Below are 23,632 nucleotides of genomic sequence, written 5' to 3'. Positions count from 1 at the left end.
GAAAAGCAGAGCGTAGATACGGGCTTGAGTCTAACGACAGGGGCTCACAGCAACAATTGATTTTTTCTTGGCAGCGAGATAAGAAAAAATAACAGTGCGCCCCTGCTTACGCCTGCCGGGAGGTTTCTAGTTTTTTTGCCGGTCGACACAAGAAAATGTCGTTTGATCGCGATCAGGCCCACTTGTAGACTGCCCATACTAACAATGACCGCGGTGGCCGCTGTTTTGAGGTCAACCATGCGGAATCGGGACAACACTGCATGATGCAGCTCTGCGAGCAACATAGATGACGATCTTTACCAACGTTGAAGACCTTCGCCAGCAGTCGAAGCGCATTCTTCCACGTATGCTGTTCGATTTCGTCGATGGCGGCTCTTATGACGAGGCCACGTTACGGCGCAACGAGTCGGACTTCGACTCGCTACATCTTCGTCAACGCGTGATGGTGGATACCTCGGGTAAACGCCTGGGCAGGACCGTTTTGGGTCATGCGTATGACCTGCCGGTAGGCATCTCACCCATTGGAATGGGCGGGTTTTATTATCCCGACGGAGAGGTTGTCGGCTTGGCCGCCGCCGAAAATTGGAACGTCCCTTTCACCTTGAGCACGCTGTCGATATGTTCTCTTGAACAGCTGCGCGAAAGTACCGAGCGGCCATTCTGGTTTCAGTTGTACGTCATGAAGGACCGCGCGTTCACCGAGTCTCTGATTCAGCGCGCAGAGCAAGCCGGGTGTTCCGCATTGGTGCTGACCGTAGACTTACCGATTTCGGGACAACGGCATCGTGACATCAAGAACGGGTTGAGTGTGCCGCTGCGTTTTTCCGGCACGCATATGCTGGACGTCATGCGGCGCCATCGCTGGTGGCGGCGGCAACTGCGCGCCAAGAGCAAGTCCTTCGGAAATCTGACCGACATGGCGTCGGCTAAGGACTCAAAATTGATGGGGCTGGCGCAATGGTGCGCGTCCCAATATGACCCGTCGCTGAGTTGGGCGGATGTGAGCTGGGTCAGAAGGCTCTGGAAAGGCAAGCTCATCGTCAAAGGCGTGTTGAATTCAGACGACGCCCGTCACGCCATTGATAGCGGCTGCGACGCGGTGATTGTGTCGAATCACGGTGGCCGTCAACTCGATGGCGCGCGCTCTACGATCTCCAGCCTGCGTTCCATCGCCACGGCGGTCAATCGTCAAGTCCCTGTCCTGCTCGATGGCGGCATTCGCAGCGGGCAGGACATCATCCGCGCGCTCGCCCTGGGCGCGGATTTTTGCATGATGGGTCGGCCCTATGTATACGCCTTGGCCGTCGACGGGCCAAAAGGACTGGATACGCTATTCACCATACTCAGAAACGAACTCGAGGTTTGTATGGCGCTGATGGGTATTCGCCACTTATCGGAGGTCGATGCAAGCTGCCTGGACAACCCCGATCATTTTTCGCGTTGACCAGTGCACGACCAGGACGGGCGTGTCGGACTGGAACGGCATAAGTAATTGACCTCATATAACAGGAGTAGACAACTATGACGCAAGCCATTGAGGTAAGCCGGACGGATCATCTGGCGTTGGTGACGCTCAATCGTCCCGACAAAATGAACTCCCTCGGCTATAACGACTGGAAACAGCTGGAGCAGGTCCTGCGTGAACTCTCGGCGGACGATTCGGTGCGCTGTGTGGTGCTCAAGGGCGCCGGAGGCCGGGCCTTTTCCGCTGGCGCCGATATCTCGGAATTCACGACTCACCGTCAGAACGCGGAGCAGGCCGCCATTTACGGCGTGGCTACACAAGCAGCGATGGATGCCTTGGCTGAATGCCGGCATCCGACGATTGCGTTGATCACGGGCGTATGCGTGGGCGGCGGGCTGGAACTGGCCTCGCTTTGCGACCTGCGCTATAGCAATGCCTCGGGCCGGTTTGGCGTGCCAATCAATAAGCTCGGGCTGGTCTTGTCGTATGGCGAGATGGGCGGACTGATTCGCTTGGTGGGACCGGCGCTGGCGATGGAGCTGGTGCTGGAAGGCCGGGTCTTTGACGCGCAAGAGGCGTTGACGAAAGGTCTGATCAACCGCGTTTATCCCGATGAGACGGTGGTCGATGATGTGATGGCCGTGGCCACCACCATCACGGAACGCGCGCCGCTGGTGAACCGCTGGCATAAGAAGTTCGCGCGCCGTTTATTGAAGCCTGAACCGATTACGCCTGAAGAATGGCGCGAGGCCTACGAGTGTTTCGATACCGAAGACTTTCGCATCGGCTATCGCGCCTTCTTGAACAAGGAAACGCCCCGCTTCGTGGGTCGTTGATCTGTCGCCCAAGTCTGCACCTGAACCATTTATTTTCGAGTTGTTATGGATCTCCCACTTTCCAAGATACGTGTGCTGGACGTCAGTCAGATCATGGCTGGCCCTTTTTGTTGTATGTTGCTCGGCGACATGGGTGCCGATGTCATCAAGATCGAGCCGCCGGGTGTCGGCGATCAAACCCGCAAGGCCATGGGTTTTAAGCTCAAGGGCGAGGATAGCGGTGGCTTTATTGCGTTGAACCGTAACAAGCGTAGCGTAGAGATCAATCTCAAGTCCGAGGCTGGCCTCGAGGCGTTTTACGAACTGGTCAAAACCGCCGATGTGCTGGTCGAGAATAATCGTCCGGGCGTGGCCAAGCGGCTGAAGATTGATTACGACGTTCTGAAGGAGATCAACCCGCGTCTGGTCTATGCGAGCATCTCGGGCTTCGGTCAGACCGGCCCCTGGGCATTGCGGCCCGGGCTGGATTTGATCGCGCAAGCGACTTCGGGCGTGATGAGTGCCATGGGGCACCCTGGCGGTATCCCTGTTAAATCCAGCATTCCGCTCGCGGATCTGGGCGCGGGCTTGTTTTGTACCTACGGCATCTTGAGTGCCCTGATGGGTCGCGAGCACACCGGCGTCGGTCAGTACGTCGACGCCTCCCTGTTCGAGACAGCCTTGGGCTTGTCCGTCTGGGAAACGGCGGAATTCTGGGGCACCAACAAGCTGCCTCAGCCCATCGGCAGCGCGAACCGCATGAGCGCGCCGTACCAGGCGGTCAAGGCCAGTGATCGCCACTTCGTGATCGGCGCGGCCAATCAAAAATTATGGACGGCATTGTGCCGCGCGATCGGCGGCGATGCGCTGCTGGAAGACCCGCGTTATGCCACGAACGCGGATCGCATCAAGAATCTTGCTCCCTTGATCGAAAGTCTGGAGGCGATTTTCGCCACGCGCACGGCACAGGAATGGGTAGACATCATTCTGGAAGCCGGTGTCCCCGCCGCGCCTATCCTCGACTATCACGAAGCCACAACCAACGAACACGCGCAAGCGCGTCAGATGGTCTTGCCGATCGAGCATCCGGTGGAGGGTCGCGTCAATACCCTGGGCTTCCCGGTCAAGCTCAGCCGCACCCCCCAGGTGGTGCGCCATGCCCCGCCCCTGCTCGGGCAGCATACCCGCGAGGTATTGTTGGAATCTGGCATTGACCCCGAGCGGTTCGAGAAACTCGCCGAGCAAGGCGCGTTCGCCAAGTAGGCATGCGGGGCCAGCCCGTGATGGTGTGTCCTACACCGGCTCGCTGGCCCGCTGCTGCACCCAGTCGACGAAGCGGCGGATCGCTGAATCCTCCGCCCGACCCTCCGGATAGCTGATGTAGTACGCGTAGCCGTTGACGGGCAGACTGATATCAAACAGTTGGACGAGCTTGCCCTCGGCCAGCTCGCGCTCGATCCAGGCCCGTTTGACCAGGGCCACGCCCACCCCTTCGACGGCGGCATCGATCACCAGGTGGCTGGGCCACAGCGTGGGCCCACGCGAGGTGTCGACTTCGGTACAGCCAACATGGTCGAACCAATTACGCCAGTCGGGATGCGTACTGTCGCTGCCATCATGCAGTAGCGTAAAGTCCGCCAAATCCGATGGATGCTGCAACGGGGGCCGATTCGCCAGCAGCTTGGGGCTGCATACCGGTATCGCTTCGACGGAAAAGCATTTCTCAGAGCGCATCCCCGGGTAATTGCCCTTGCCATATCGGATCACCAGATCCAGATCCTCGCGAGAGAAATCGATCATGTGATTCGAGGTGGAAAGCTTGAGCTCAATGTCCGGATGCTGCCGTAAAAACGCATCGAGCCGGGGCAGCAGCCATTTCACGGAAAACGTCGGGGACGCGTTGATTTTGAGGCAGGTGATGTCTTTGCGTTTATGCAAGAGATCCGTAGCGTCGATGACTTGCCGGAACGCTTGTTGGATGGCGGGCAGATACGCCTGTCCAACGTCCGTGAGAACGAGCGCCCCACCGACACGGGCGAAGAGCTTGACGCCCAGACTGCTTTCCAGCACCTTGATCTGATGACTGACCGCGGCGGCGGTCACGAACAGTTCTTCGGCAGCCCGGGTAAAGCTGAGGTGGCGCGCGGCAGCTTCAAACGTGCGAAGCGGATTTAATGGCGGAATTCGGGGCGACATGTCTTCTCCAGCAATATCCCTCTGTTTGGCGTAATGTTACAACCGTCACCAGGTTGGGGATGCCTGCCGGGCTGTCCTGCCGCGTGCGAATATGTCGAGCACACAAAACAAGGTCGTTTTAAAGGCCGCTTGACGCGGCCTCCAGGGGGAAATTCGCGGGGCGGGAACCTACTCAGGCCGCTCCGTGATCGGCCCTGCGCCGTCGCGCGATGCGCCTCAACAGCGGAAAGCACCAGACCGCCAGCGTGAAGACCCCCAAGACCGCGGACAAGGGACGCTCAAAGAACCCCAGCAGATTGCCTTGCGTGCTGATCAATGACTGCATGAGGTTTTGTTCGACGATCTTGCCCAGGACGATGCCCAGGACAATCGGCGCGATCGGAATGCCGCATTCTTCCAGGATATAGGCCATGACGCCGACCCAGAACATCACTGCGATGCCAGAAAAATCGTTGTTCATCGCGAACGATCCGATGACCGCCAGCACCAGCAGCACGGGCATGATCAGTCGTTGCGGAATCCTGAGGACGACTTTGGCGATACGTATGGCAAGCCAGCCAAAGGGCAGCAGCAATAGATTGGCGAGCAGGAACACTATGAATACGGCGTACACCAGATCCGCATTGTTGATAAAGACGGCCGGCCCCGGATTCATCCCCTTCAGGTAGAGCACACCGATCGCGATCGCGGTAATCGTGTCCCCGGGAATAGCGAACACCAGCGCGGGGATCCATGCGCTGCTCAACGCCGCGTTGTTCGAGCTCGCCCCCGCGATCACCCCTTCGACATGCCCAGTGCCCCACTTCTTCGGTTCGCGGGAGAATCGACGGGCCAGCGCGGTGGACATCCATGCCGCGATATCGGCGCTGGCGCCGGGCAACATCCCAATGAACGAGCCGAGCCCACTGCTGCGCGCCACCACCTTACGATAGTCCCAGACCGACCGAATTGCATTGCGCCATTCATCCACCGCTTTCGCGGCTTCGGCCCCTTCGGTCTTGTTGGTGCGCAGAAATGATCGCAGGATTTCCGGCAAGGCAAACATGCCGATCAAGGCAGGGATAAACGATACGCCCTCGAGCAGATCGGCGTTGCCAAACGTGAATCGTGGCGTGCCCGAAGAGTATTCCATGCCCACGCAAGAAATGATCAATCCGATCAACAGCGCCAGACCGCCCTTGATCGGGTCGTCTCCCGCCACGAAGATAGCGCAGCTCAACCCCAGCGCGCTCAACCAGAAGAACTCGAATACGCTGAACTTCAATGCGACGTCGGCGAGCAATGGCGCGGCAAAGATCAACACGCCCGAACCCAGCACACCGCCCAGCATCGAGCAGATGGCACCCACACCGAGGATATAGCCCGCCCTGCCCTGCAAGGTGAGTTTATGCGCATCCTCCACGTAGGCCGCTGAAGCGGGCGTGCCGGGAATTCGCAGCAGCGCCCCTGGAACGTCCCCGGCAGCCATGACCATCGCCGCCGCCGCAACGATGGAGGCGATCGCCGCGAGCGGACTCAGCGCGAAGGTGATGGGCACCATCAAGGCCACGGCCATCGTGGCCGTCACGCCGGGCAGCACCCCAACGATGAAGCCAAAGAGCGAGGCGAGCACCAGTACCAACAGCGTATCGGCCTGAAACACCATGTTCAGGGCGGGAACCAGATAATCCATGCTCTACCACCAATAGTTAGTGAGAAGGCCCGTCGGCAGCGGCACGCTCAACAGCTTGCTAAACAGCGCGTCGAGCACCACGGCGATCGCGATAGCCAGGCTGATGGAGAAAATCCAGCTACGGCCCGACCACCGAAAGAGAGCGGCCATGATCGCCGCGCTGAGCAGCTGAAACCCGATGCTGTCGCCAAAATAGCTAAAGCCCTGGATGGCGAGCAGCACCCCGACGGCAGCAACCGTCCCCCTCCCATTAGCGCGCCATGCAGGAAAAGACACGAGTTTTTCGTGCCAACGTGCCTCGCGTCCCACGCGTACGAGCAGCAAGGCCCCGAACAATATGAACCCCCACCCGACGATACCCGGGAAAAAGCTCGGCCCGTAATAGTGCCCGGGGACCTCTGGAAAACCTCGGATATGCCAAAGGATGGCCGCGCCAAACAGCACGGCCAGCACACCGAGCAAAGAATCGCTTACTCGCACATTCGTTCCTGATGCGTTTGGTGGAAGGCTTACTTCTTGACCTTGGACAGAATATCGGTCGTGCTCTTGAGGTCGTTGGCCAGCAACGCATCCCATTGCGCGCCATCGCGCCACATCACATCGATGCCGCGCGCGGACATGGCTTTATTGAACTCTTCGCTCTGGATGACTTTGCCCAAGGCCGCCGTTAATTTCTGCGCGATATCGTCGGGCAGATCCTTCGGTCCCGCGACACCGTGAAGCACGGAGTAAGTCCAATCCGAACCTACCGATTCTTTGAGCGTGGGCGTGTCAGGAAAGCGCGGCAAGCGTTCCGGCGTCATCACCGCCAGCGCCTTGAGCTTGCCCGACTCCAGCAGTGCGGCTGCCTCGGCCATGGAGGCAGTCGAGAAGGTGGAGTTACCGGACGCGACATCCAAGTGGCCCGCAGTGCCGCCTTGCGTGGGCACCCAGATCACGGTTGACGGGTCCAGACCCAGGTCGATCATGAGTCCCAGGAACGAGATATGCCAGTTCACGCCGGGCGCGGCGCCAGTCGCCTTTAGCTGCCCTGGCTTCGCCTTGATGTCGGCAACCAACTCCTCGAAGGTGTTGTAAGGCGCATCGTTCTTCACGTTGATGGCGGATGCGATCTGCGTCGCCTGGCCCAGCGGGCGCAGGTCCTTGTGCGTCAGTTCGGCCAGACCTTGAGGTTTATAAAGACTTATGTCGTTGGTGATCACGCCTATGGTGTAACCATCGGGCTTGGCATTGGCAATGGCCGAGTGACCGGGGATCGCCGCGCCGCCGCCGCGGTTGACCACATTGACCGAAACGCCCAGCTCTTTTTCCAGTAATCCCGCCCAAGTGCGCGCGCCAATATCAGCACCACCGCCTGCGGGATAGGGAACGATTACCGTGATGGGCTTGCTGGGCCACTCTTTGGCGTACGCAGCGCCACTGGCCACCAAGGCACTGCAGCAAACCAGTGCGGCGAGGCCTAGTTTCTTTGAAAATCGGGCAAATTCACGCATCTCGTCTCCGAATTATGAATTGAAGCCCGGCCATTAATTACTTATATATTGGTGCCGGGCGGGGGAAATAAAATCATAACCGATATCCGATCGGATATGGTTAGACAAATTTCCATGATGAATTGATCGTTTTCCCTAGTCGCGGGCCGAATCAGGCCAGCCGGTAAAACCGTCGAGCATTGTGATAGAAAAGATTTTCCTGGGCGCTCAACGGCATCTCGCGCACAATAGTTTTAAACCCCGTAAATATTGTGTCGAACGTCGCACATAATCCGTCCACTGGGAAATTACTGGCGAACATCACGCGATCCACGCCGAACAGCCCAATAACCTGCTCCACGATCCATCGGTTTGCTTGCACGGTCCACGGAGCCCCGCGCACACCGATGCCCGAGATTTTCACCGCCACATTGGGACATTTGGCGAAGGCCGCCATGGCCTCGCGCCATCCCGCCAACCCGGCCTCGCTGCGATCCGACGGCAAGCCCGTGTGATTGAGCAATATGGTGGTGTCGGGAAAATCTCGCGCGAGCTGTGCCGCCTCTGCCAGATTCCACCAGGGCGTTTGCAGGTCAAAGTGCAGCCCCACCTCGGACAGCAGCGCATAGCCGTCGCGCCACGTCGCATCGCTCATGAGAGTCTGCTTGTGCCCCACCTCTGCAGGTGCTTCAGGGCCGCCCGGCTTGTGGCGAACACTGCGCACCAGCGGAAATTCCGCTTGCGCTCGCAGGACGTCGTGCGCTTCGGCATGATGCAGCCACGCCTGCGCCACCACGGCATTGGGATATCCCGCACGCTCGGCCAGCGCGCTAATAAATCGCGTTTCGCCTATGGGATCGGTGGGTTCCCATTCCGTTTCGATATATACCGATTGAACGACGTTATGTCGCGCCGTGTCGGCCAGATAATCCTCGGGAAAATAGCGGCGCTTGATCGGGTTGTAATCCCCATAACGGAACGGGATATTCACCTCGGGCCGCAGCCAAGGATGGGGATTATTCAGCGGATCCCAAAAGTGATGATGGGCATCGACGATTGGGCCGTCATAAAGGTTATCGCTCATGATTCTTCTGTTTGAGCCGGGTCATTTTGCGCGGGCATGACCAGGCCATGCCCGCACGCCATCACCAGTCAGTTGCGATGTATTTGGCTTCCATGAATTCCAGCACGCCGTGGTGCGCGCCTTCGCGTCCCAGACCGCTTTGCTTGACGCCGCCAAAAGGCGCCGCGGGATCGGACACGAGGCCACGGTTCAATGCCAGCATGCCCGCCTCCAGCTTGCCCGACACGCGCAGACCGCGCGTGAGGTCACGCGTGTACACGTAGGCGACCAGCCCGTACTCCGTGTCGTTGGCCCGGGCGATGACTTCTTCTTCGCTGTCGAACACGTAGAGCGGTGCGACCGGTCCGAAAATTTCCTCGCGTTCCATGGCGACGCCTGCCGGCACATCGGTGAGAACGGTGGGCGGATAGTAGCAACCGGCTTGATCCATAGGCTTGCCCCCGCACAACAGTTTGGCGCCATGAGAGACGGCATCATCAACCAGTTCGGCGACCTTTTTGACCGCCGCGGCGTCAACCAGCGGGCCGCAGTCGGTGTCTTCGGCCACGCCCGGGCCGACCTTCAGCGCTTGCATGCGCTCGGTCAAGCGGCGTGAAAATTCGTCCGCGATGCCACGTTGTACAAAAATACGGTTCGCCGCCGTGCAGGCTTCGCCGCCATTGCGCATTTTCGCGATCATCACACCGTCGAGCGCTTTGTCCAGATCGGCATCATCGAACACGATGAAAGGCGCGTTGCCACCCAACTCCATCGAGCAGTGAATGACTTGATCCGCGGCCTTGCGCAACAAGACTCGCCCGACTTCGGTCGACCCGGTAAACGAGAGCTTGCGCACGCGCGGATCGTCCAGCATGGCATTGACCACTTCCGAGGTCGTCGAAGACGTGATCACGTTCACCACACCCGCCGGGACGCCTGCTTCCACCATGATCTTGGCGATGGCGTAGGCCGTCAGCGGCGTGGCGGTGGCCGGCTTGAGCACACATGTGCAACCCGCGGCCAGCGCGGGCGCGATCTTGCGCGTGGCCATCGCGGCCGGGAAGTTCCACGGCGTAATCAAAACGGCCACGCCAATGGGCTGGTACTGCACCAGAATCCGGTTCGAGCCCGACGGCGCGATGGACAGATCGCCATTGATACGAACCGCCTCTTCGGCGAACCAACGGAAAAACTCGGCGGCATAGGCCACTTCTCCGCGGGCGTCCTTCAAGGCCTTGCCGTTTTCCAGGGAAATCAATTGAGCCAGCGACTCGGCGTCGCGCGTCATGAGCTCAAAACACTTTCTCAGGATTTCCGAGCGCTGGCGCGGCGGCGTGGCCGCCCATTTTTCTGCGGCTTCGGCAGCGGCATCCACGGCGGCGATGGCGTCGGCCGCGCTGGCGTTAGCCACTTGGAGCAACACACTGTCATCCGAAGGGTTCAGCACGTCGATGGCGGCCTCACGCTGCGCATTGCGCCATTCGCCGTTGATAAAAAGTTTGTTTTGATATGTCGTATCGATCATGTCACTTCCTAATCTATCGGTTGCGGCCGTGCTCATTCCGCCTGCATTGCGGCGGCCAGAATGCCCTTGATCGCGGACGGATCAAGCGGGCGAGGGTTGTTCTCCACCAAGCGCTTCGCGTTCATCGAGAGCGTGGAGATGTCTTCGATATGCGCATCATCTATGCCGATCGCGCGCAGGCTGACCGGGATGCTCACCTCGGCAAACAAGGCGCGGATCGCTTCAATTGCGGCTTTCGCGGCGTCTTCGTCGGCATCCCCGGCCGATGCCACACCGATCGCACGACCGATTTCAGCATAGTCCGCCGCCGCAACGGGTAAGTTAAACGCCATGGTATAAGGCAGCAAGATACCAATACCTAGCCCATGCGCGGTTGAGGTCATTGCGCCAATCGGATACTGAATCGCGTGAGCAGCCGACGTGCCCGCGCTGCCAAACGCCAAACCAGCGTAGGTCGAGCCCAGCATCACGGCGGTGCGCGCATCCAAATCGCCGCCCTCGCTGGTGGCACGTCGCAGATTGGAATAGATCAGCTTGATGGCCGTCAGCGCGTAATGGTCGCTCAACACGTTCTTGCCGACGAATACGCGTGTCATCGCCATCGCGGGGTCGGCCTGCCGTGTCGTGGCCGCAAAGGCTTCGATCGCATGCGCCATGGCGTCGGCGCCCGAAATCGCGGTCAGTCCCTTCGGGCAGGTGAGCGTCAGCTCCGGATCACAAATCGCCGTATGAGGAATCAGCTCGGGGCTGGAGATGCCTACCTTCATCGTCAGCGCGGGATCGCCGAGCACGGCCACGGGAGTGACTTCGGCGCCCGTGCCCGAGGTCGTGGGAACCGCGATGACCGGCAGTATCGGTCCCGGGACCTTGAATTCGCCGTAGTATTGCGACAGCGGCGCGGAATGAACGAGTAGCAAACTGACCAGTTTGGCCAGGTCCACGCAGCTACCACCGCCAATCCCGATCAAGACATCGGGTGCAAAATCGCGATAACGATCCACGCAAGCGAGAATACTTTCGAGCGGCAGCTCGGCTTCCGTCTCGCTGTACAACTGGGTCTGAACTCCTTGCTCGGCCAGATCCTTCAGGATCTCTTGCATGATCGGCAAGGCGCCAAAACGGGCGTCGGTGCAGATCAGTGCCCGCTTGCCCAGGCTGGCAGCGGCCGTCCCGATCGCACGCCGTTGTCCCGGGCCAAATATCAACCGGGCTGGCGCTCGCGTGACTCCATAGTCAAGTCTCATCATCTTTCCTCAATGGTGTTGGTCTGAAGGGTCCCGGTCGCATGCGGGTCCTGTCCTGCTAATTCTTGAATGCGCGCCCACAGCGGGGCGGGCAGCGCGATGTCTTTGTCCAGTTGTGCCACGCGCACGCGTTGTGCGCGATCTCCCGGCACGCGAACCGGCTGGCTAGGATCGGCGGGGGGAGATTGACGCAGCAGCGTCAGAAACTGCGAGAGCCGTTGGCCGGCATGCGCCGTAGGCTCGATCACGATGAATACGTCACCCTTATTGCAAAGCTCAGTGGAATCCAGGGTGCCTTTTACATCCCGCCCTATTGCCGACTCGGTCAGGCTCACGACCAACAGCTCAAAGGCGAGCGCGAGCCCGTAGCCTTTTGCGCCGCCAAACGGCGCAATCGCACCCTGTTTCGCAGCGTGTGCGTCATTGGTTGGATTGCCCTCGCTGTCCAAGGCCCAGCCGTCCGGGATCGGCAGATCGCGGCTTGCGTGATCGTGAATCTTGCCCATGGACACGAGGCTTGTTGCCATATCAAAGACAAAGGGAGCGTCCCCTGTCGGAATGCCCAGTGCAATGGGATTAGTGCCCAACATGGCCTGACGGCCACCCCAAGGATGGACCAGCGCTTCGCTGATCGTGAGCGCAATCAGGATCTTTCCCCGTGCGGCGACATGTTCCGCATACCAGGCCAGCATGCCCAGATGATCACTGTTGCGCACGGCAGCGATCGCGACGCCGGTTTCCTGCGCTTTGTCGCAAACGCGCTCTAGCGCCTCGACCGCCACCACGGGGCCCAGCCCCTGGCAGCCGTCAACCTGCCATAGCGCTTCACGGCGCCACGCACCCGTTCCACGCGTGACGGGATCCGTCACGCCGTGCCTTATGCGTTCGATGATGCGAGGCAAGCGCAGCAAGCCATGCGAGGCCACGCCTCTCAGTTCGGCTTCTAGCAACACCGATAATTGCGTAAGGGCCTGTGTCTCAGGAACGCCGGCTCGCCTTAACGCTTGCAGGCTTGCCGCTTGCAGGGTTTGTACAGTGGGCATAAGACCTCTTGATAGCATGCCCGCTTGTGTCTCCAGCCAGGCTTTATTCTCTTCGATTTCAAATATCGTATCCGATCGGATATCGCTGAGTCAACGCAAAAGAGATAAACTACGCACTCCCATTCACACGGCCGAACGGCACGAACATGAAACCGCTGCGCGAAAAAATGGATCACGCTTACATAGCGCCCCTTCAGCAACGTGCCTCCCTGAGCGAGGACATTTACGAAGCGTTGGTCACGTTATTGATCTCCTTGCAAGTTCAGCCCGGTGAACGGCTGTCAGTCGACGCGTTAGCCAGACAATTTGGGGTTTCCCAAACGCCCATCCGTGCCGCGCTGATCCGCCTGGAGACCGAGGGCCTGGTCGTCAAGAAACACAACTCCGGCTATAGCGCTGCCCCGCTTCCTTCTGGCGAACATTTCCGCGATGTGTATGCGATACGGCTGCTGTTAGAGCCGGAAGCCGCTTATTGGGCCGCGCAGAAAATCACAAAGTCTGGACTAAAACAGCTCAAGGATCTTTGCGACAAGATGGCCGGCTTGGTGGGTGAGGACACACACAGCAATTACGGTCGCTTCGCGCTGCTTGACGGGCAGTTTCATGCGTTGATTGCTTCCTTCAGCGGAAATAAAGTGCTCGCTGACACCTTGCATGGTTTCTACGCCCATATGAATCTGTTTCGGCTGCGCTATCACTCCACCGTTGCCGAGGAGGCGATCAAGGAACATCTTGCGATCCTCGATGCGATCAGACTGGGCGACGCGCAGGCCGCCAAAAGCGCCATGGTCGTACATATTTCTTCTTCCAGGGACAGGATGGAGCCCTACTTCAAAATGCCGTCCTAAAGCACCGCAAGACAAGCTCGTACGACCCCGAAATCGCTTCCCCGATAAGCGGCTCCCAGCCGCTCGCCCGGATTTGGAACGACGAACGCGAACCTGCCAACTTGGTTGACAAGTAGCGGCAGCGTACCTATATTTGTCTTACAACAATTTACAACACGCTCGCTGAGGAACTAGCCAACTTTCCCCAGCGGCAGGTGCATCTGGAGACCTCCGTGCTTATCAAATCCCTCGTCCGTTCCGTTTTGTCGGCTGCCGTTGCCGCCGCTGTGCTGGGAGCTTCCGCCGTTCATGCCGCTGACGCTTATCCCTCGCGTCAGGTCACCATCATGGTGCCGTTTCCTGCCGGAGGAACCACCGATATTGCAGCGCGCGGCGTGGCTGCTGAATTAGGCCAGATGTGGAAACAACCCGTGGTGGTCGAGAACCGCGCAGGCGCTGGCGGCAACGTCGGCACCGCAGCTGCGGCACGCGCCACGCCCGATGGCTATACCCTGCTGATGGGTACCGTCAGCACGCACGCGATCAACCAATCTGTCTACAGCTCTCTGCCGTACGACCCGGTTAAGGATTTCACGCCGGTCTCGATGGTGATCCCCGTTCCCAACATTCTTGAGCTGAACCCCGGATTTGCCGATCGCCACAACATTCGTTCCGTCGCGGATCTGATCGCTTACCTGAAAGCCAATCCAGGCAAGGTCAATATGGCGTCAACGGGCAACGGTACGTCGACACACCTGGCAGGCGAACTCTTCATGGCGATGACCGGCACGAAGATGACGCATGTGCCCTACAAGGGCAGCAGTCCCGCGCTGACCGATGTCATGAGCGGATCAGCCGACCTGATTTTCGACAACCTGCCCTCGTCGATGGGATTTTTGAAGGCCGGCAAGCTGCGCCCGCTGGCGGTGACCAGCAAAGAGCGATCGCCCGCCCTGCCTGACATCCCCACGATCGCGCAGGCTGGCGTGGATGGCTATGACGCCTCGAGCTGGTTCGGACTGCTGGCGCCTGCTGGCACGCCGACCGACATCGTGAACAAAGTCTCCGCAGACGTCGCAACAGCACTGGCGAAACCAGAAGTGCGCGAACGTTTCATGGCCATGGGCGCGAATCCGCAGGCAATGACGCCTGAACAGTTCAAGCAATTCATCGCGGCCGAGTCCGAGAAGTGGGCAAAGGCGGTTAAAGAATCGGGCGCTCGCGTCGACTAACCCGATGTGAACGGCCAGCGACGCGGTGGCCGTACCCAAGCCCGACGCGCTCGGGCGCATGGCGAGCACTGATCACACGGCGCCATTGTCCGATATATTTTTGTATGCAAAAATATATCGGACACAGATCAGTCTCGTTATGCCCATTGCAGCCACCCAATCCCGCGCTTTTTCAGCCTATCAGGCGATAAAACAGCAAATCTGTTCCGGCCAATTCGCGCCCGGGATGCGACTGCGAGAAATCGAAGTGGCATCGTTACTGGATATGGGCCGCACTCCCGTGCGTGAAGCTTTGAAACGTATTCAGGACGAGGGGCTTGTGCGGTATGAGCCGGGGCGCGGACTCGTCGTCGCCACCATGGATCAGCAAGAGGTCGGCGAGCTCTATTCCATGCGCGAAGTACTGGAATCGGCTGCCGCCGCGATGGCTGCACGCCATGCCACGGACGCCGAGATCGACAATATGCAGGCCATTTTGGATGAAGGCGATGCCGACCCCGTGGCGCTGAATTTGCGATTTCATGACGCCATCTACAGCGCCGCCCATAACCGCCATTTGATCCGCTCGCTTCGCGCGCTGACGGACACCACGTACTTATTGGGGCGCAGTACTTTGAGCTCCGAATCGCGCGCCCGTATTGCCTTGCAAGAACACCACGAAATCGTGGCAGCCATCCGCAGCCGCGACCCGGAACGCGCCGGCACCGCTGCGCGCCATCATATTCATCAAGCCTATCTGGAGCGACTGAAGTTGCTACGGCAACAAACATAAGCTCGAATAACGCCCCTGATATCGGGACGATACGCTCGAGAGAAGAAATCATCTAGGTTGAGAGGAGACACCTTCATGCTGTATCTAAAACAAATCCGCCGTTATCTCGGCATCGCAGCGGCCTGCATGCTGCCGGCGCTCGCTTGCGCCGAGTCATTTCCCGACAAGCCCATTAAGTTGGTCGTGCCGTTCTCCGCCGGCGGGGGAACCGACAGCATCGCACGCGATATCGCGCGTACGCTGAGCGAGCGTCTGGGTCAATCAGTCGTGGTCGAGAATCACGGTGGCGGCGGCGGCTCTATTGGCGCCAATATGGTCGCACACGCGAATCCGGACGGATACACGCTGCTATTTGCGACTTCGACTTTCGTCACGAATGCCGCGGCCGAGGTCTCCAGCACTTACGACGTGGAGAAGTCGTTCGCTCCCATCGCGCTGATTGGCCGAGGCCCGCTATTGGTGGTGGCGAACAAGGATTCAGGCATCACATCGATTGACGCGCTGCGCAAGCACGCCACCGAGCGCCCGGACGAGCTGAATTTCTGTTCTTCCGGCGCGGGCGGCATCAATCACCTTGCGGGCGAGTTGTTTAAGCAAAAGACCGGCGTACAGATGACCCACGTTCCATACAAAGGTAGCGGCCCCGCTACGGTGGATCTGCTGGCTGGACGCGTCCAGGTGTTTTTCTCCACCGTGCCGACGATATTGGGACAGGTCAAGGAAGGGCGCGTGCAGCTACTGGCGGTCACCAGCAATGAACGCTCTGACTTATTTCCCGATACGCCCACCATGGCGCAAGCCGGCGTGGAAGATTTCGATATCTCCACATGGTGGGGCGTTTTGGCGCCCGCGGGTACCCCTGAAGAAATCGTGAAGAAACTGAACGTCGCGGTCAATGAAGCTGCTGCGACGCCCGCGGTGCAGCAACGTTTGACCAACGAAGGCGCGACGCTGTTTGCGGGCCCGCCACAGGCGTTTGCCGAGGCGCTGTCGCAAGAGCTGGCTTTGTGGCGCGGTGTAGTCAAACAATTTGACATGCGCCTGAAGTAATCCGGCTAGGAGACCCCTATGACGCGTTTTTCGAAACACATGCGGCCTGCGCGGCGCCGTTTACTCGCGGGCGTGGGTGCGGCGGCCGCGTGGCTGACGATCAGCCCGCTCGCTTTTGCGCAGACGCAAGCCGAGTATCCCGCGCATCCGGTCACGGTGATTGTGCCGTATGCGCCGGGCGGGCAAGGAGATGTATTCGCGCGACTGCTCGGAGAAAAGCTCGGCAAGTCGCTGCAGCAAACCGTAGTCGTCGAAAACCGGCCGGGCGCATCGGGCGCGATCGGCGCGCGGATGATCGCCCGCGAGAAGCCGGACGGTTATAAGCTGCTGCTAGGTCAGACCGGCGAGATCGCGGTGAATCCTTTTGCGATGCGGGATGCGGGCTATGACCCTCAGAAGGAGCTGCTGCCCGTCGCCTTGGTGGGCGATTCGCCATTGGTGCTCGTGGTTCCCACCAATTCGCCCTATCAGTCCTTGTCGCAGCTGATCGAAGCGGCCAAGGCCAAGTCAGAAGGGGTTTCCTATGCCTCGTCTGGCACCGCCACGCCGGGACATTTGGCTGCCGCCGCCCTGGCGTTAGGTACTAAAACGAAGATGGTGCATGTGCCATATAAAGGCGCGGGTCAGGCGATGACGGATCTGCTTGGCAACCATGTCGACTTTTTCTTTTCCAGCGCGGCCGCCGCGATGCCTCATGTCTCCGCTGGCAAGCTGCGCGCGCTCGCCGTATCGACGCCGGAACGTATTGCTGCACTGCCGGATGTGCCAACCATTGCGGAAAGCACTGTGCCCGGGTTCGAATTCAGTTTGTGGGGCGGTTACTTCGCACCTGCGGGAACGCCCGCCAATGTCGTCACGACCCTAAATCGTGAAATTAACGCCGCATTGGCAGACCCGGCGATCCGCGCGCGCTTCGAGGCTGACGGCGTTGTCATCCGGCCGTTTACCGCCGAAGAATTCGCGACATTCGTTGGTCGCGAACAAGACAAATACAAACGCTTGGTCGAACAGACCGGCGTGCGTGCGGAAAATTAAGCTTAGTTCATTCAAGGGATTGTCATGAAAATAGTAGTATTGCCCGGAGACGGAATCGGCCCAGAAACCGTGGCGGTCGCCGTCGACGCGCTGAACGTGGTGTCAGAACGCTTCGATCTCGGCTTGCAGTTGGAACACGATGTCGCCGGCCACGATAGTCTGAAGTTGCACGGCACGACGGTGCGGCCGGAACTGCTCGACAAGGTAAAGGCCGCCGACGGCCTCTTGCTCGGGCCCATGGCGACGTATGACTTCAAGGATGAATCGAAAGGCGAAATCAATCCGTCCAAGTTCTTTCGCAAGAGCCTTGATCTTTACGCCAACATCCGCCCGGCACGCACCTATCCGGGAATGCAGGCGCGCCTCGGCGAATTCGACCTGGTCGTAGTGCGCGAGAACACAGAAGGTTTTTATGCGGACCGCAATATCGAATCGGGTAGCAGCGAAATGCTGATCACGCCTGATGTCGTCGTGTCCTTGCGACGCATTACCCGCCAATGCTGCGAGCGCATCGCCCGTTCGGCCTTTGAGTTAGCGATGACGCGTAAAAAGCACGTCACCATCGTGCACAAGGCGAACGTGCTGCGCATTGGCGACGGCATGTTCATCGACATGTGCCATGAGGTCGGAAAGGAATTCCCCGAAGTGCGTGTGGACGATGTGATCGTCGACGCGATGATGGCGCATGTGGTGCGCGCCCCGGACCGCTATGACGTGGTCGTGACCACTAATATGTTCGGCGATATCTTGTCGGATCTGACGGCGGAGATGTCGGGCAGTCTGGGCTTGGGCGGTTCGCTCAACGCGGGGCGCGACCACGCCATGGGTCAGGCCGCGCACGGCTCGGCGCCGGACATCGCGGGTAAAGACATCGCGAACCCGGCTTCGCAGCTGTTGTCGGCCGCCATGTTGCTGTCGTGGTACGGGCAACGCAAGGGCGGTCGTAAGTTCGTGGACGCGAGTGCCGCCATCGAGCAAGCGGTCGCTGCTTGCATTGCGGCTGGCCAATGTACGGCTGATGTCGGCGGGACTTTGGGCACGCGCGCCGCGGGCGCTGCCGTCGTGGACCACCTGCGGAAAGCCTGAACATGAACACGCCAACGCTGCCCGCCGGCGCCTGTGACTGCCACGTCCATATCATCGGCGACCGTGCCCGATATCCCATGGTGGACGATCGCCATTACACGCCTGATGTCGCGTCTGTGTTGGACCTCCAACAGCATATGGACGCGCTCGGGCTGACCCGCGCGGTCATTGTCCAGCCTAGCGTATATGGCACGGACAACAGCTGCATGTTGGACGCACTGCATGCGATGAACGGCGCGGCGCGCGGCGTGGTGGTCTTGGACCGGGAGGCCCCCGATGCACTTCTTCACGCGTTCGACGCGTGTGGCGTGCGCGGTTTAAGGTTGAATTTGGAGAGTTCCGGTAGCCTCGACGTCACGCGTATGCGCGAGGATCTGCAGGCATGGGCACAACGGCTTCAGCCGCTAGGCTGGCACCTGCAGGTCTACGCGTCACTTGGCGTGATCGCCCAGGCGGCGCCGGTACTGGCGGAGCTATCCGTGCCGGTGGTGCTCGATCATTTCGCCGGGGTGCTTGCAGGCACGTCGCTCGAGGATGCGAACGTGCAGACAGTACTGCGCTTGATCAGCACGGGGGCCGCCTACGTCAAACTGTCTGCCCCGTATCGGATCGATCCTTCGCAGACGGCCGATGAGGCGGTAACGGCGCTGGCGACTGCGTTCATCGCCAGCAATCCCGATCGCGTGCTGTGGGCAAGCGACTGGCCGCATACCAATCGAGAGCCGGGCAAGTCGCCGCACGAAGTCAGTGCCTATCGGCGCATCGGCACGCAAAAGCTGGCGCAAGGAATCGATAGCTGGTTCGCCGACGAGGCGATTCGGCAGCGAGTGCTGGTGAGTAATGCGGCGCGGCTATACGCTTTCTGAGCGCTCAGGGTCGGGTGTGCTCGTCCAAAGCCCCCCTACTCTGCCGGCTCCAACCGCTGTGCCATCGTGAAAGCATCGATATAGTCACGAAAATATTTTAGGAAAACGGATTCGGCCTGCGTGCGTTGCACATCGCGATGCCACAGCAGGTGCAGATCCACCGAGCAAACCCCCTCACCCGGTGGCAGACGCCACAGCCGCCCCTCCGCCAAATCGCGTCGTACGCTGTGTTCCGGCAGGCAACCAATACCAAAGCCCGCAATCAGCAGACGTTTGACCTCGTCATACTGCTTGGAGGTCGCCACCACCCTGCCTGAAAATCCGCGCTGATCGCGAAATATCGTCAGCGGCGAGAGGCTGTCGCCCAACGCATCGCTGGCAAACGACACAAAGTTCTCGCCCATCAGGTCTTCGATGTGCACGTCTTTCCGCCCAAACAGCGCGTGGTTACGGCCGCAGAAAAGCGCGTAGCGCTGATGGAGAAAGACTTTGTGTTCCAGCCGCTTGGGCATCTGCCGGCATAACGCGATGCCAGCCGTGCCGACGCGCTGCTGGATCAGCGTGACAATCTCGCTGCTGGGCCGCACGTCCATTTGCACCTCAATGCGCGGGTAATCGCGGTGAAACGCCGCCCAGAAATTGTCATAGACCTGCGAATTAATGCGACTGGCGGCCAGCAGATGGATGCGCCCCGAGGCCTCCTCTTCGGTCTCGGACACATGCGCAAGCAGTTGCGCGACGCTGCCATAGATGCCTTCCGCGGCCCGGCAAACCTCCTCGCCCGCCTTGGTGATGGTAAAGACTTTGTTGTGTCGCTCGATCAGGCGTCTGTCGAGCTGCTCTTCCAGCCGCTTGAGCGCCTGACTGACCGCGGATTGTGTCAAATGCAGCTTCCCGGCCGCGCCGCTGATGCTGCGCTCCTGCACGATGACCAGAAAGGTGCGCAGCAGATTCCAGTCAAGACGGTCTCAGTCTCGGGCGTCCACCAGGTCAGCGGGCTGCATAGGCATTTACCCCTTCAACATCAGTTTCACTTAAGTGGACAATTAATAATCATAAATTGACGTAATGTCCAGCGCGGAGCGATAAAGAGTCTTCCAACCAACACGCATACGAAGGGGAAGAGCATGGCCGATACCGCCGGATCCACTGTGACGCGGCAACCCGTGCCCGACAGGCCGTGCAAGAGCGGCGTAGCCTTTATGTTGAGATCGATGCCGGCCGTCTCGAAGATCAACATCGCAGACCCCGCGCTGTCCACTTTCATATGCATGGGGTGCGCGAGACTCGCGGCGAGGTAGTCGCTTGACAACTTCAATACACAATCGCGCTCAAGCTCGAATCGCAGCGTGCCTGGCGAGGCATCGCTGATTAACGCCGTGAGCTCGACGCGCGCCTCGTCTCTCAAAATCAGGGTCTGACGCCAGACTTTATCCTCGCGGGCTTGAACGTGCTGGGTCAACCTGAGCAAATCTTGAAATCCCCACGGGTTGATCACCTCAAGCACCGTATCGCCATGAAGCCGGGCGGTAACGAGGTCGCAGCGAGTATGTAGCGTCTGGTCAATACGCTTGACCGGCGAGTTCTGATGGATGGCGTACGCGTTGTAGATGTCCCAACCAGCCACAGGCCGCAGACAATCCGAGGCGTATTGGTGGTGGTTGTGCTGTGCGTATGAGCGAGGGGACATCAGAAAGCTCCGTTTCGGTAATCAGCGGCCACCCGCGGTCGGAGGTGGATCGCAACGAGCGCGATCCCGACAGCGGGAGGACTTTGATCGTATCGATTCGGGAGCGTGAAGGCTTTGAGACTATTCTGATTTTGAGATGGCCCGCGCGAGCGGCCGCGTGCGAAGTGCGCTCCCGGTTAAACCGCGTATTTCGCCATCAGCGCCCGCACATGGGCTTGGATCGACGCAAACACAGGCGTGGCGACGGCCGTCAACGCTCGCCACGCCGATATGGCGTGCGTAGCGTCAGCTCTTGCAGATAGTCATCCATCGCACGGGTTTCGCGCCGCAGGAAATCGCCGATCGCTTCTGAAAATTGGGCATCTCGTACCCAGTGCGCGGACCAGGTGGGCGTAGGCAGCAGTCCCCGCGCCATCTTGTGCTCGCCCTGCGCGCCGCCCTCGAATCGCGCAATGCGATGTTGGATGCAGTACTCGATGGATTGCAGATAGCAGGTTTCGAAATGCAGCCCGGGGATGGTCTCCATCGTGCCCCAGTAGCGGCCATAGAGCGTCTGTTCACCGCGTATGTTCAATGCTGCCGCTACCGGTTGATCGCCCCGCAGGGCGAGGATGATCACCAGACAATGGGGCAACTCCTGCCGCAAACGCTGGAAAAACTCCTCGTTCAGATAGGGCGCGTTGCCGTGAGCGTAATAAGTCTCACAGTAGCACCGGTAGAAAAAGGCTAAGGTTGACGGGTCGATATCCATGGCCTCGACCCATCGAAAGGTGACACCGGCGGTTTGGACTTTTTTACGATCCTGGCGCAGCTTCTTGCGCTTGTCGTGGCTGAATGATGCGAGATACTGTGCCCAGTCGGTATACCCCGCGTTTTCCCAATGAAACTGCACGCCTTCGCGCAGCATGAATCCGGCGTCGCGGAGGATGCCGCGGTCGCCCTCGGACGGAAACAGCACGTGCACGGAGGACAAGCCGAACTGCCGTCCCAAAGCGATCAGTCCCCGAGCCAGCAGGGCGCGATCCGCGTCGTTGTGGGCAAGCAGCCGCGCCCCGCTCACAGGGGTAAATGGGATGGCGCTGACGAGTTTCGGGTAATACCGTAGACCGTGCCGTTCGTATGCGTCTGCCCAGGCATAGTCAAAGACATACTCGCCGCGCGAGTGGGATTTCAGATAGAGCGGCACGGCGCCCGCCAGATGAGCGTCCCGATGCAAGAGCAGATAGACAGGCGTCCACCCCGTCTCAGCCGTCGCGCAGCCGGTCTCGTGTAGAGCCGACAGGAACTCGTGACGCAGAAACGGCTTTGCGCCCGCCAAGGCGTTCCATGCGCTGGCGTCCACCTGCGATAACGTGTGCACAACACTTAAGACGGCGGATTGAGTCATCCCGCAATCATATAGGAGGCCAGAGACAGCGTGCCTGGGGGCGTGGTGGCCGGGGCCATTGAGGTGTCCAAGGCAGCATCTCGTAACGCGCGTCATGGACTGACACCCAGCACGGTTCCTACCGGGAGTAGTCTCATAAGGTGGAAGGCAATTGTCGCGCCACGCCTGCCAACCCATCCACAGCCATTGAGGCTGAATCCATGTTTTCACCGCGTTTATCACCCGGGAGGGGTCATGAAACATCTGATCGTTACCGCCGTACTGGTCTGCGCATCGGCCAGTGCCCCCTGCGCCCAGGAGAAGGATCCGGCCGACGAGTTCGGCACCACCGCCAATTTCATGAAGGAATGTTCGGCTAATGGAAAAGGCGGCTCGCCTTCCGAAGACTGCCGCAAAATGTTCGAGATGACCTTGCAGTCGCTCACCTATGCGACGGACTTGCTGAAAACCGGTGCGATGGAAGCCGCTACACCACAAGCGCGGATGGCGATACGCAACGTGAGCGCTTCGTATGACTGCCAAAAAGCAAGCGATCGCACCGACGCGATTCATATCGTGGTTGACCGGATCAAAGCGCGCGATTACCAGGAAAATGGGCCGGTACTGGTTGAGATCGTCAATGCGCTGGCCGAGGAACCGATCTGTGGGAAGGTTGGCAACTGAACACAGCCGGCGAGCGGTCGCTTCGCTCCAATGAGCATACGCGCGAGCGTGTTGGATAGCCGCCAGAAAATCGGGTAAGAGCGGTAAGCGAGACGACGCCCAAGTCCGAGCCGAGCGCCCTGGCTTCACGGTGGTACGCAGGAAAGCCGACGCCTTCAAACATGCAGGACAAGCACGGGGCTCGGCTTCGGAAGTCGTCTCCCTCGGACCGTCTCACATGTTGAGCGCGTCTCACTCATCCTGTTTCAACCGGGCTGCGGTAGCAGTCCACTTTTCGTATTCATACAAACCCCATAGCGGCTAGTGAGACAGCATCTTGCATGCAGAGTTGCCCATCGTGCCGTTTGCCGCAGACCACAGGTTTGGGCACATTCTCGACCGAGATCAATTCTCGTTCTCTCATGTGAGGGGAAATATTTCTCCACTCATATGACCATGTATTAATCCTCCTCTTCTTCCCTTTCCCCGCCCGCTCCCCTTGACCCAAATTAGTACAAACCCTTGATGTTTGGTGTTTGATCTTTGATAT

23 protein-coding genes are annotated in these 23,632 nt (G+C 59.5%); 11 read left to right on the top strand and 12 right to left on the bottom strand.

The features are described from left to right. Window positions 1-44: 44 nt before the first annotated feature. A complete protein-coding gene (locus GOQ28_RS01495) occupies window positions 45-239 on the bottom strand; it encodes a hypothetical protein (protein WP_160355147.1) in 195 nt (64 codons plus the stop codon). 47 nt (window positions 240-286) lie between these two features. On the opposite strand from GOQ28_RS01495, the gene GOQ28_RS01490 reads away from it, so the two are divergent. From GOQ28_RS01490 to GOQ28_RS01480, 3 genes are all read left to right on the top strand, one after another. Next, on the top strand, window positions 287-1,444 hold the full coding sequence (locus GOQ28_RS01490; protein ID WP_160355146.1) for an alpha-hydroxy acid oxidase: 1,158 nt from the start codon (window positions 287-289) through the stop codon (window positions 1,442-1,444). A gap of 77 nt (window positions 1,445-1,521) precedes the next feature. Further along, on the top strand, window positions 1,522-2,301 hold the full coding sequence (locus tag GOQ28_RS01485) for an enoyl-CoA hydratase-related protein (protein WP_160355145.1): 780 nt from the start codon (window positions 1,522-1,524) through the stop codon (window positions 2,299-2,301). 45 nt (window positions 2,302-2,346) lie between these two features. Continuing rightward, window positions 2,347-3,543 (top strand): CaiB/BaiF CoA transferase family protein, encoded by a 1,197-nt coding sequence (locus GOQ28_RS01480; protein WP_160355144.1) that lies wholly within the window; start codon window positions 2,347-2,349, stop codon window positions 3,541-3,543. Between the two features lie 30 nt (window positions 3,544-3,573). On the opposite strand, the gene gcvA is transcribed toward GOQ28_RS01480, so the two are convergent. From gcvA to GOQ28_RS01440, 8 genes are all read right to left on the bottom strand, one after another. Next, entirely contained in the window at window positions 3,574-4,476 is a 903-nt protein-coding gene (gene gcvA / locus GOQ28_RS01475) for a transcriptional regulator GcvA (protein ID WP_160349192.1), read from the bottom strand. Window positions 4,477-4,648: 172 nt separating this feature from the next. Further along, window positions 4,649-6,148 carry a tripartite tricarboxylate transporter permease gene (locus GOQ28_RS01470; RefSeq protein WP_160355143.1) on the bottom strand — a complete coding sequence of 500 codons (1,500 nt, stop codon included), beginning with the start codon at window positions 6,146-6,148 and terminating at the stop codon, window positions 4,649-4,651. A gap of 3 nt (window positions 6,149-6,151) precedes the next feature. After that, window positions 6,152-6,628, bottom strand: a complete 477-nt coding sequence (locus tag GOQ28_RS01465; RefSeq protein ID WP_160355142.1) for a tripartite tricarboxylate transporter TctB family protein — start codon at window positions 6,626-6,628, stop codon at window positions 6,152-6,154. 29 nt (window positions 6,629-6,657) lie between these two features. Further along, window positions 6,658-7,641 carry a tripartite tricarboxylate transporter substrate binding protein gene (locus GOQ28_RS01460; RefSeq protein ID WP_160349189.1) on the bottom strand — a complete coding sequence of 328 codons (984 nt, stop codon included), beginning with the start codon at window positions 7,639-7,641 and terminating at the stop codon, window positions 6,658-6,660. Between the two features lie 151 nt (window positions 7,642-7,792). Beyond that, on the bottom strand, window positions 7,793-8,704 hold the full coding sequence (locus tag GOQ28_RS01455; RefSeq protein WP_160355141.1) for an amidohydrolase family protein: 912 nt from the start codon (window positions 8,702-8,704) through the stop codon (window positions 7,793-7,795). A gap of 61 nt (window positions 8,705-8,765) precedes the next feature. Continuing rightward, window positions 8,766-10,208 (bottom strand): NAD-dependent succinate-semialdehyde dehydrogenase, encoded by a 1,443-nt coding sequence (locus GOQ28_RS01450; RefSeq protein WP_160355140.1) that lies wholly within the window; start codon window positions 10,206-10,208, stop codon window positions 8,766-8,768. A 32-nt stretch (window positions 10,209-10,240) separates the two neighbouring features. Then, window positions 10,241-11,455, bottom strand: a complete 1,215-nt coding sequence (locus GOQ28_RS01445; RefSeq protein WP_236844181.1) for an iron-containing alcohol dehydrogenase — start codon at window positions 11,453-11,455, stop codon at window positions 10,241-10,243. After that, a complete protein-coding gene (locus GOQ28_RS01440) occupies window positions 11,452-12,495 on the bottom strand; it encodes an Ldh family oxidoreductase (protein ID WP_160355139.1) in 1,044 nt (347 codons plus the stop codon). The genes GOQ28_RS01445 and GOQ28_RS01440 overlap by 4 nt, the downstream gene beginning before the upstream one ends. 146 nt (window positions 12,496-12,641) lie before the next feature. Here GOQ28_RS01440 and GOQ28_RS01435 point away from each other — a divergent pair, with 146 nt between their 5' ends. The 7 genes from GOQ28_RS01435 (at window position 12,642) to GOQ28_RS01405 (ending at window position 19,363) form a co-directional block, all read left to right on the top strand. Then, entirely contained in the window at window positions 12,642-13,343 is a 702-nt protein-coding gene (locus tag GOQ28_RS01435; RefSeq protein WP_160349185.1) for a GntR family transcriptional regulator, read from the top strand. A gap of 212 nt (window positions 13,344-13,555) precedes the next feature. Continuing rightward, a complete protein-coding gene (locus GOQ28_RS01430; protein WP_160355138.1) occupies window positions 13,556-14,554 on the top strand; it encodes a tripartite tricarboxylate transporter substrate-binding protein in 999 nt (332 codons plus the stop codon). 139 nt (window positions 14,555-14,693) lie between these two features. Beyond that, window positions 14,694-15,326 carry a GntR family transcriptional regulator gene (locus tag GOQ28_RS01425; RefSeq protein WP_160349183.1) on the top strand — a complete coding sequence of 211 codons (633 nt, stop codon included), beginning with the start codon at window positions 14,694-14,696 and terminating at the stop codon, window positions 15,324-15,326. Window positions 15,327-15,401: 75 nt separating this feature from the next. Then, window positions 15,402-16,376: a tripartite tricarboxylate transporter substrate binding protein gene (locus GOQ28_RS01420; protein WP_442862069.1), complete on the top strand. Its 975-nt coding sequence runs from the start codon at window positions 15,402-15,404 to the stop codon at window positions 16,374-16,376. 18 nt (window positions 16,377-16,394) lie between these two features. Further along, a complete protein-coding gene (locus GOQ28_RS01415) occupies window positions 16,395-17,411 on the top strand; it encodes a Bug family tripartite tricarboxylate transporter substrate binding protein (RefSeq protein WP_236844179.1) in 1,017 nt (338 codons plus the stop codon). Window positions 17,412-17,435: 24 nt separating this feature from the next. Further along, window positions 17,436-18,497 carry an isocitrate/isopropylmalate dehydrogenase family protein gene (locus GOQ28_RS01410; protein WP_160349182.1) on the top strand — a complete coding sequence of 354 codons (1,062 nt, stop codon included), beginning with the start codon at window positions 17,436-17,438 and terminating at the stop codon, window positions 18,495-18,497. 2 nt (window positions 18,498-18,499) lie between these two features. Continuing rightward, window positions 18,500-19,363, top strand: coding sequence for an amidohydrolase family protein (locus tag GOQ28_RS01405; protein ID WP_236844178.1), 864 nt, complete (start codon window positions 18,500-18,502; stop codon window positions 19,361-19,363). 35 nt (window positions 19,364-19,398) lie between these two features. Here the strand turns inward: GOQ28_RS01405 and GOQ28_RS01400 are convergent, their stop codons facing one another. The 3 genes from GOQ28_RS01400 to GOQ28_RS01390 all read right to left on the bottom strand — a co-directional run bounded on the left by GOQ28_RS01400 (window position 19,399) and on the right by GOQ28_RS01390 (window position 22,440). Continuing rightward, window positions 19,399-20,313 (bottom strand): LysR family transcriptional regulator, encoded by a 915-nt coding sequence (locus GOQ28_RS01400; protein WP_160355225.1) that lies wholly within the window; start codon window positions 20,311-20,313, stop codon window positions 19,399-19,401. 80 nt (window positions 20,314-20,393) lie between these two features. Then, window positions 20,394-21,053 carry a hypothetical protein gene (locus tag GOQ28_RS01395; protein WP_160355137.1) on the bottom strand — a complete coding sequence of 220 codons (660 nt, stop codon included), beginning with the start codon at window positions 21,051-21,053 and terminating at the stop codon, window positions 20,394-20,396. A gap of 250 nt (window positions 21,054-21,303) precedes the next feature. Further along, window positions 21,304-22,440 carry a GNAT family N-acetyltransferase gene (locus GOQ28_RS01390; RefSeq protein WP_160355136.1) on the bottom strand — a complete coding sequence of 379 codons (1,137 nt, stop codon included), beginning with the start codon at window positions 22,438-22,440 and terminating at the stop codon, window positions 21,304-21,306. A gap of 234 nt (window positions 22,441-22,674) precedes the next feature. Between GOQ28_RS01390 and GOQ28_RS01385 the strand changes: the two genes are divergently transcribed. Next, window positions 22,675-23,103 carry a hypothetical protein gene (locus GOQ28_RS01385; protein WP_160355135.1) on the top strand — a complete coding sequence of 143 codons (429 nt, stop codon included), beginning with the start codon at window positions 22,675-22,677 and terminating at the stop codon, window positions 23,101-23,103. Window positions 23,104-23,632: the final 529 nt, after the last annotated feature.

It is taken from the genome of Bordetella sp. 02P26C-1, assembly GCF_009763255.1.
Taxonomy (GTDB): domain Bacteria; phylum Pseudomonadota; class Gammaproteobacteria; order Burkholderiales; family Burkholderiaceae_B; genus Bordetella_A.
The sequence above is the reverse complement of the archived record's forward strand: the minus strand, read 5'-3'. Positions and strand labels throughout refer to the sequence as shown.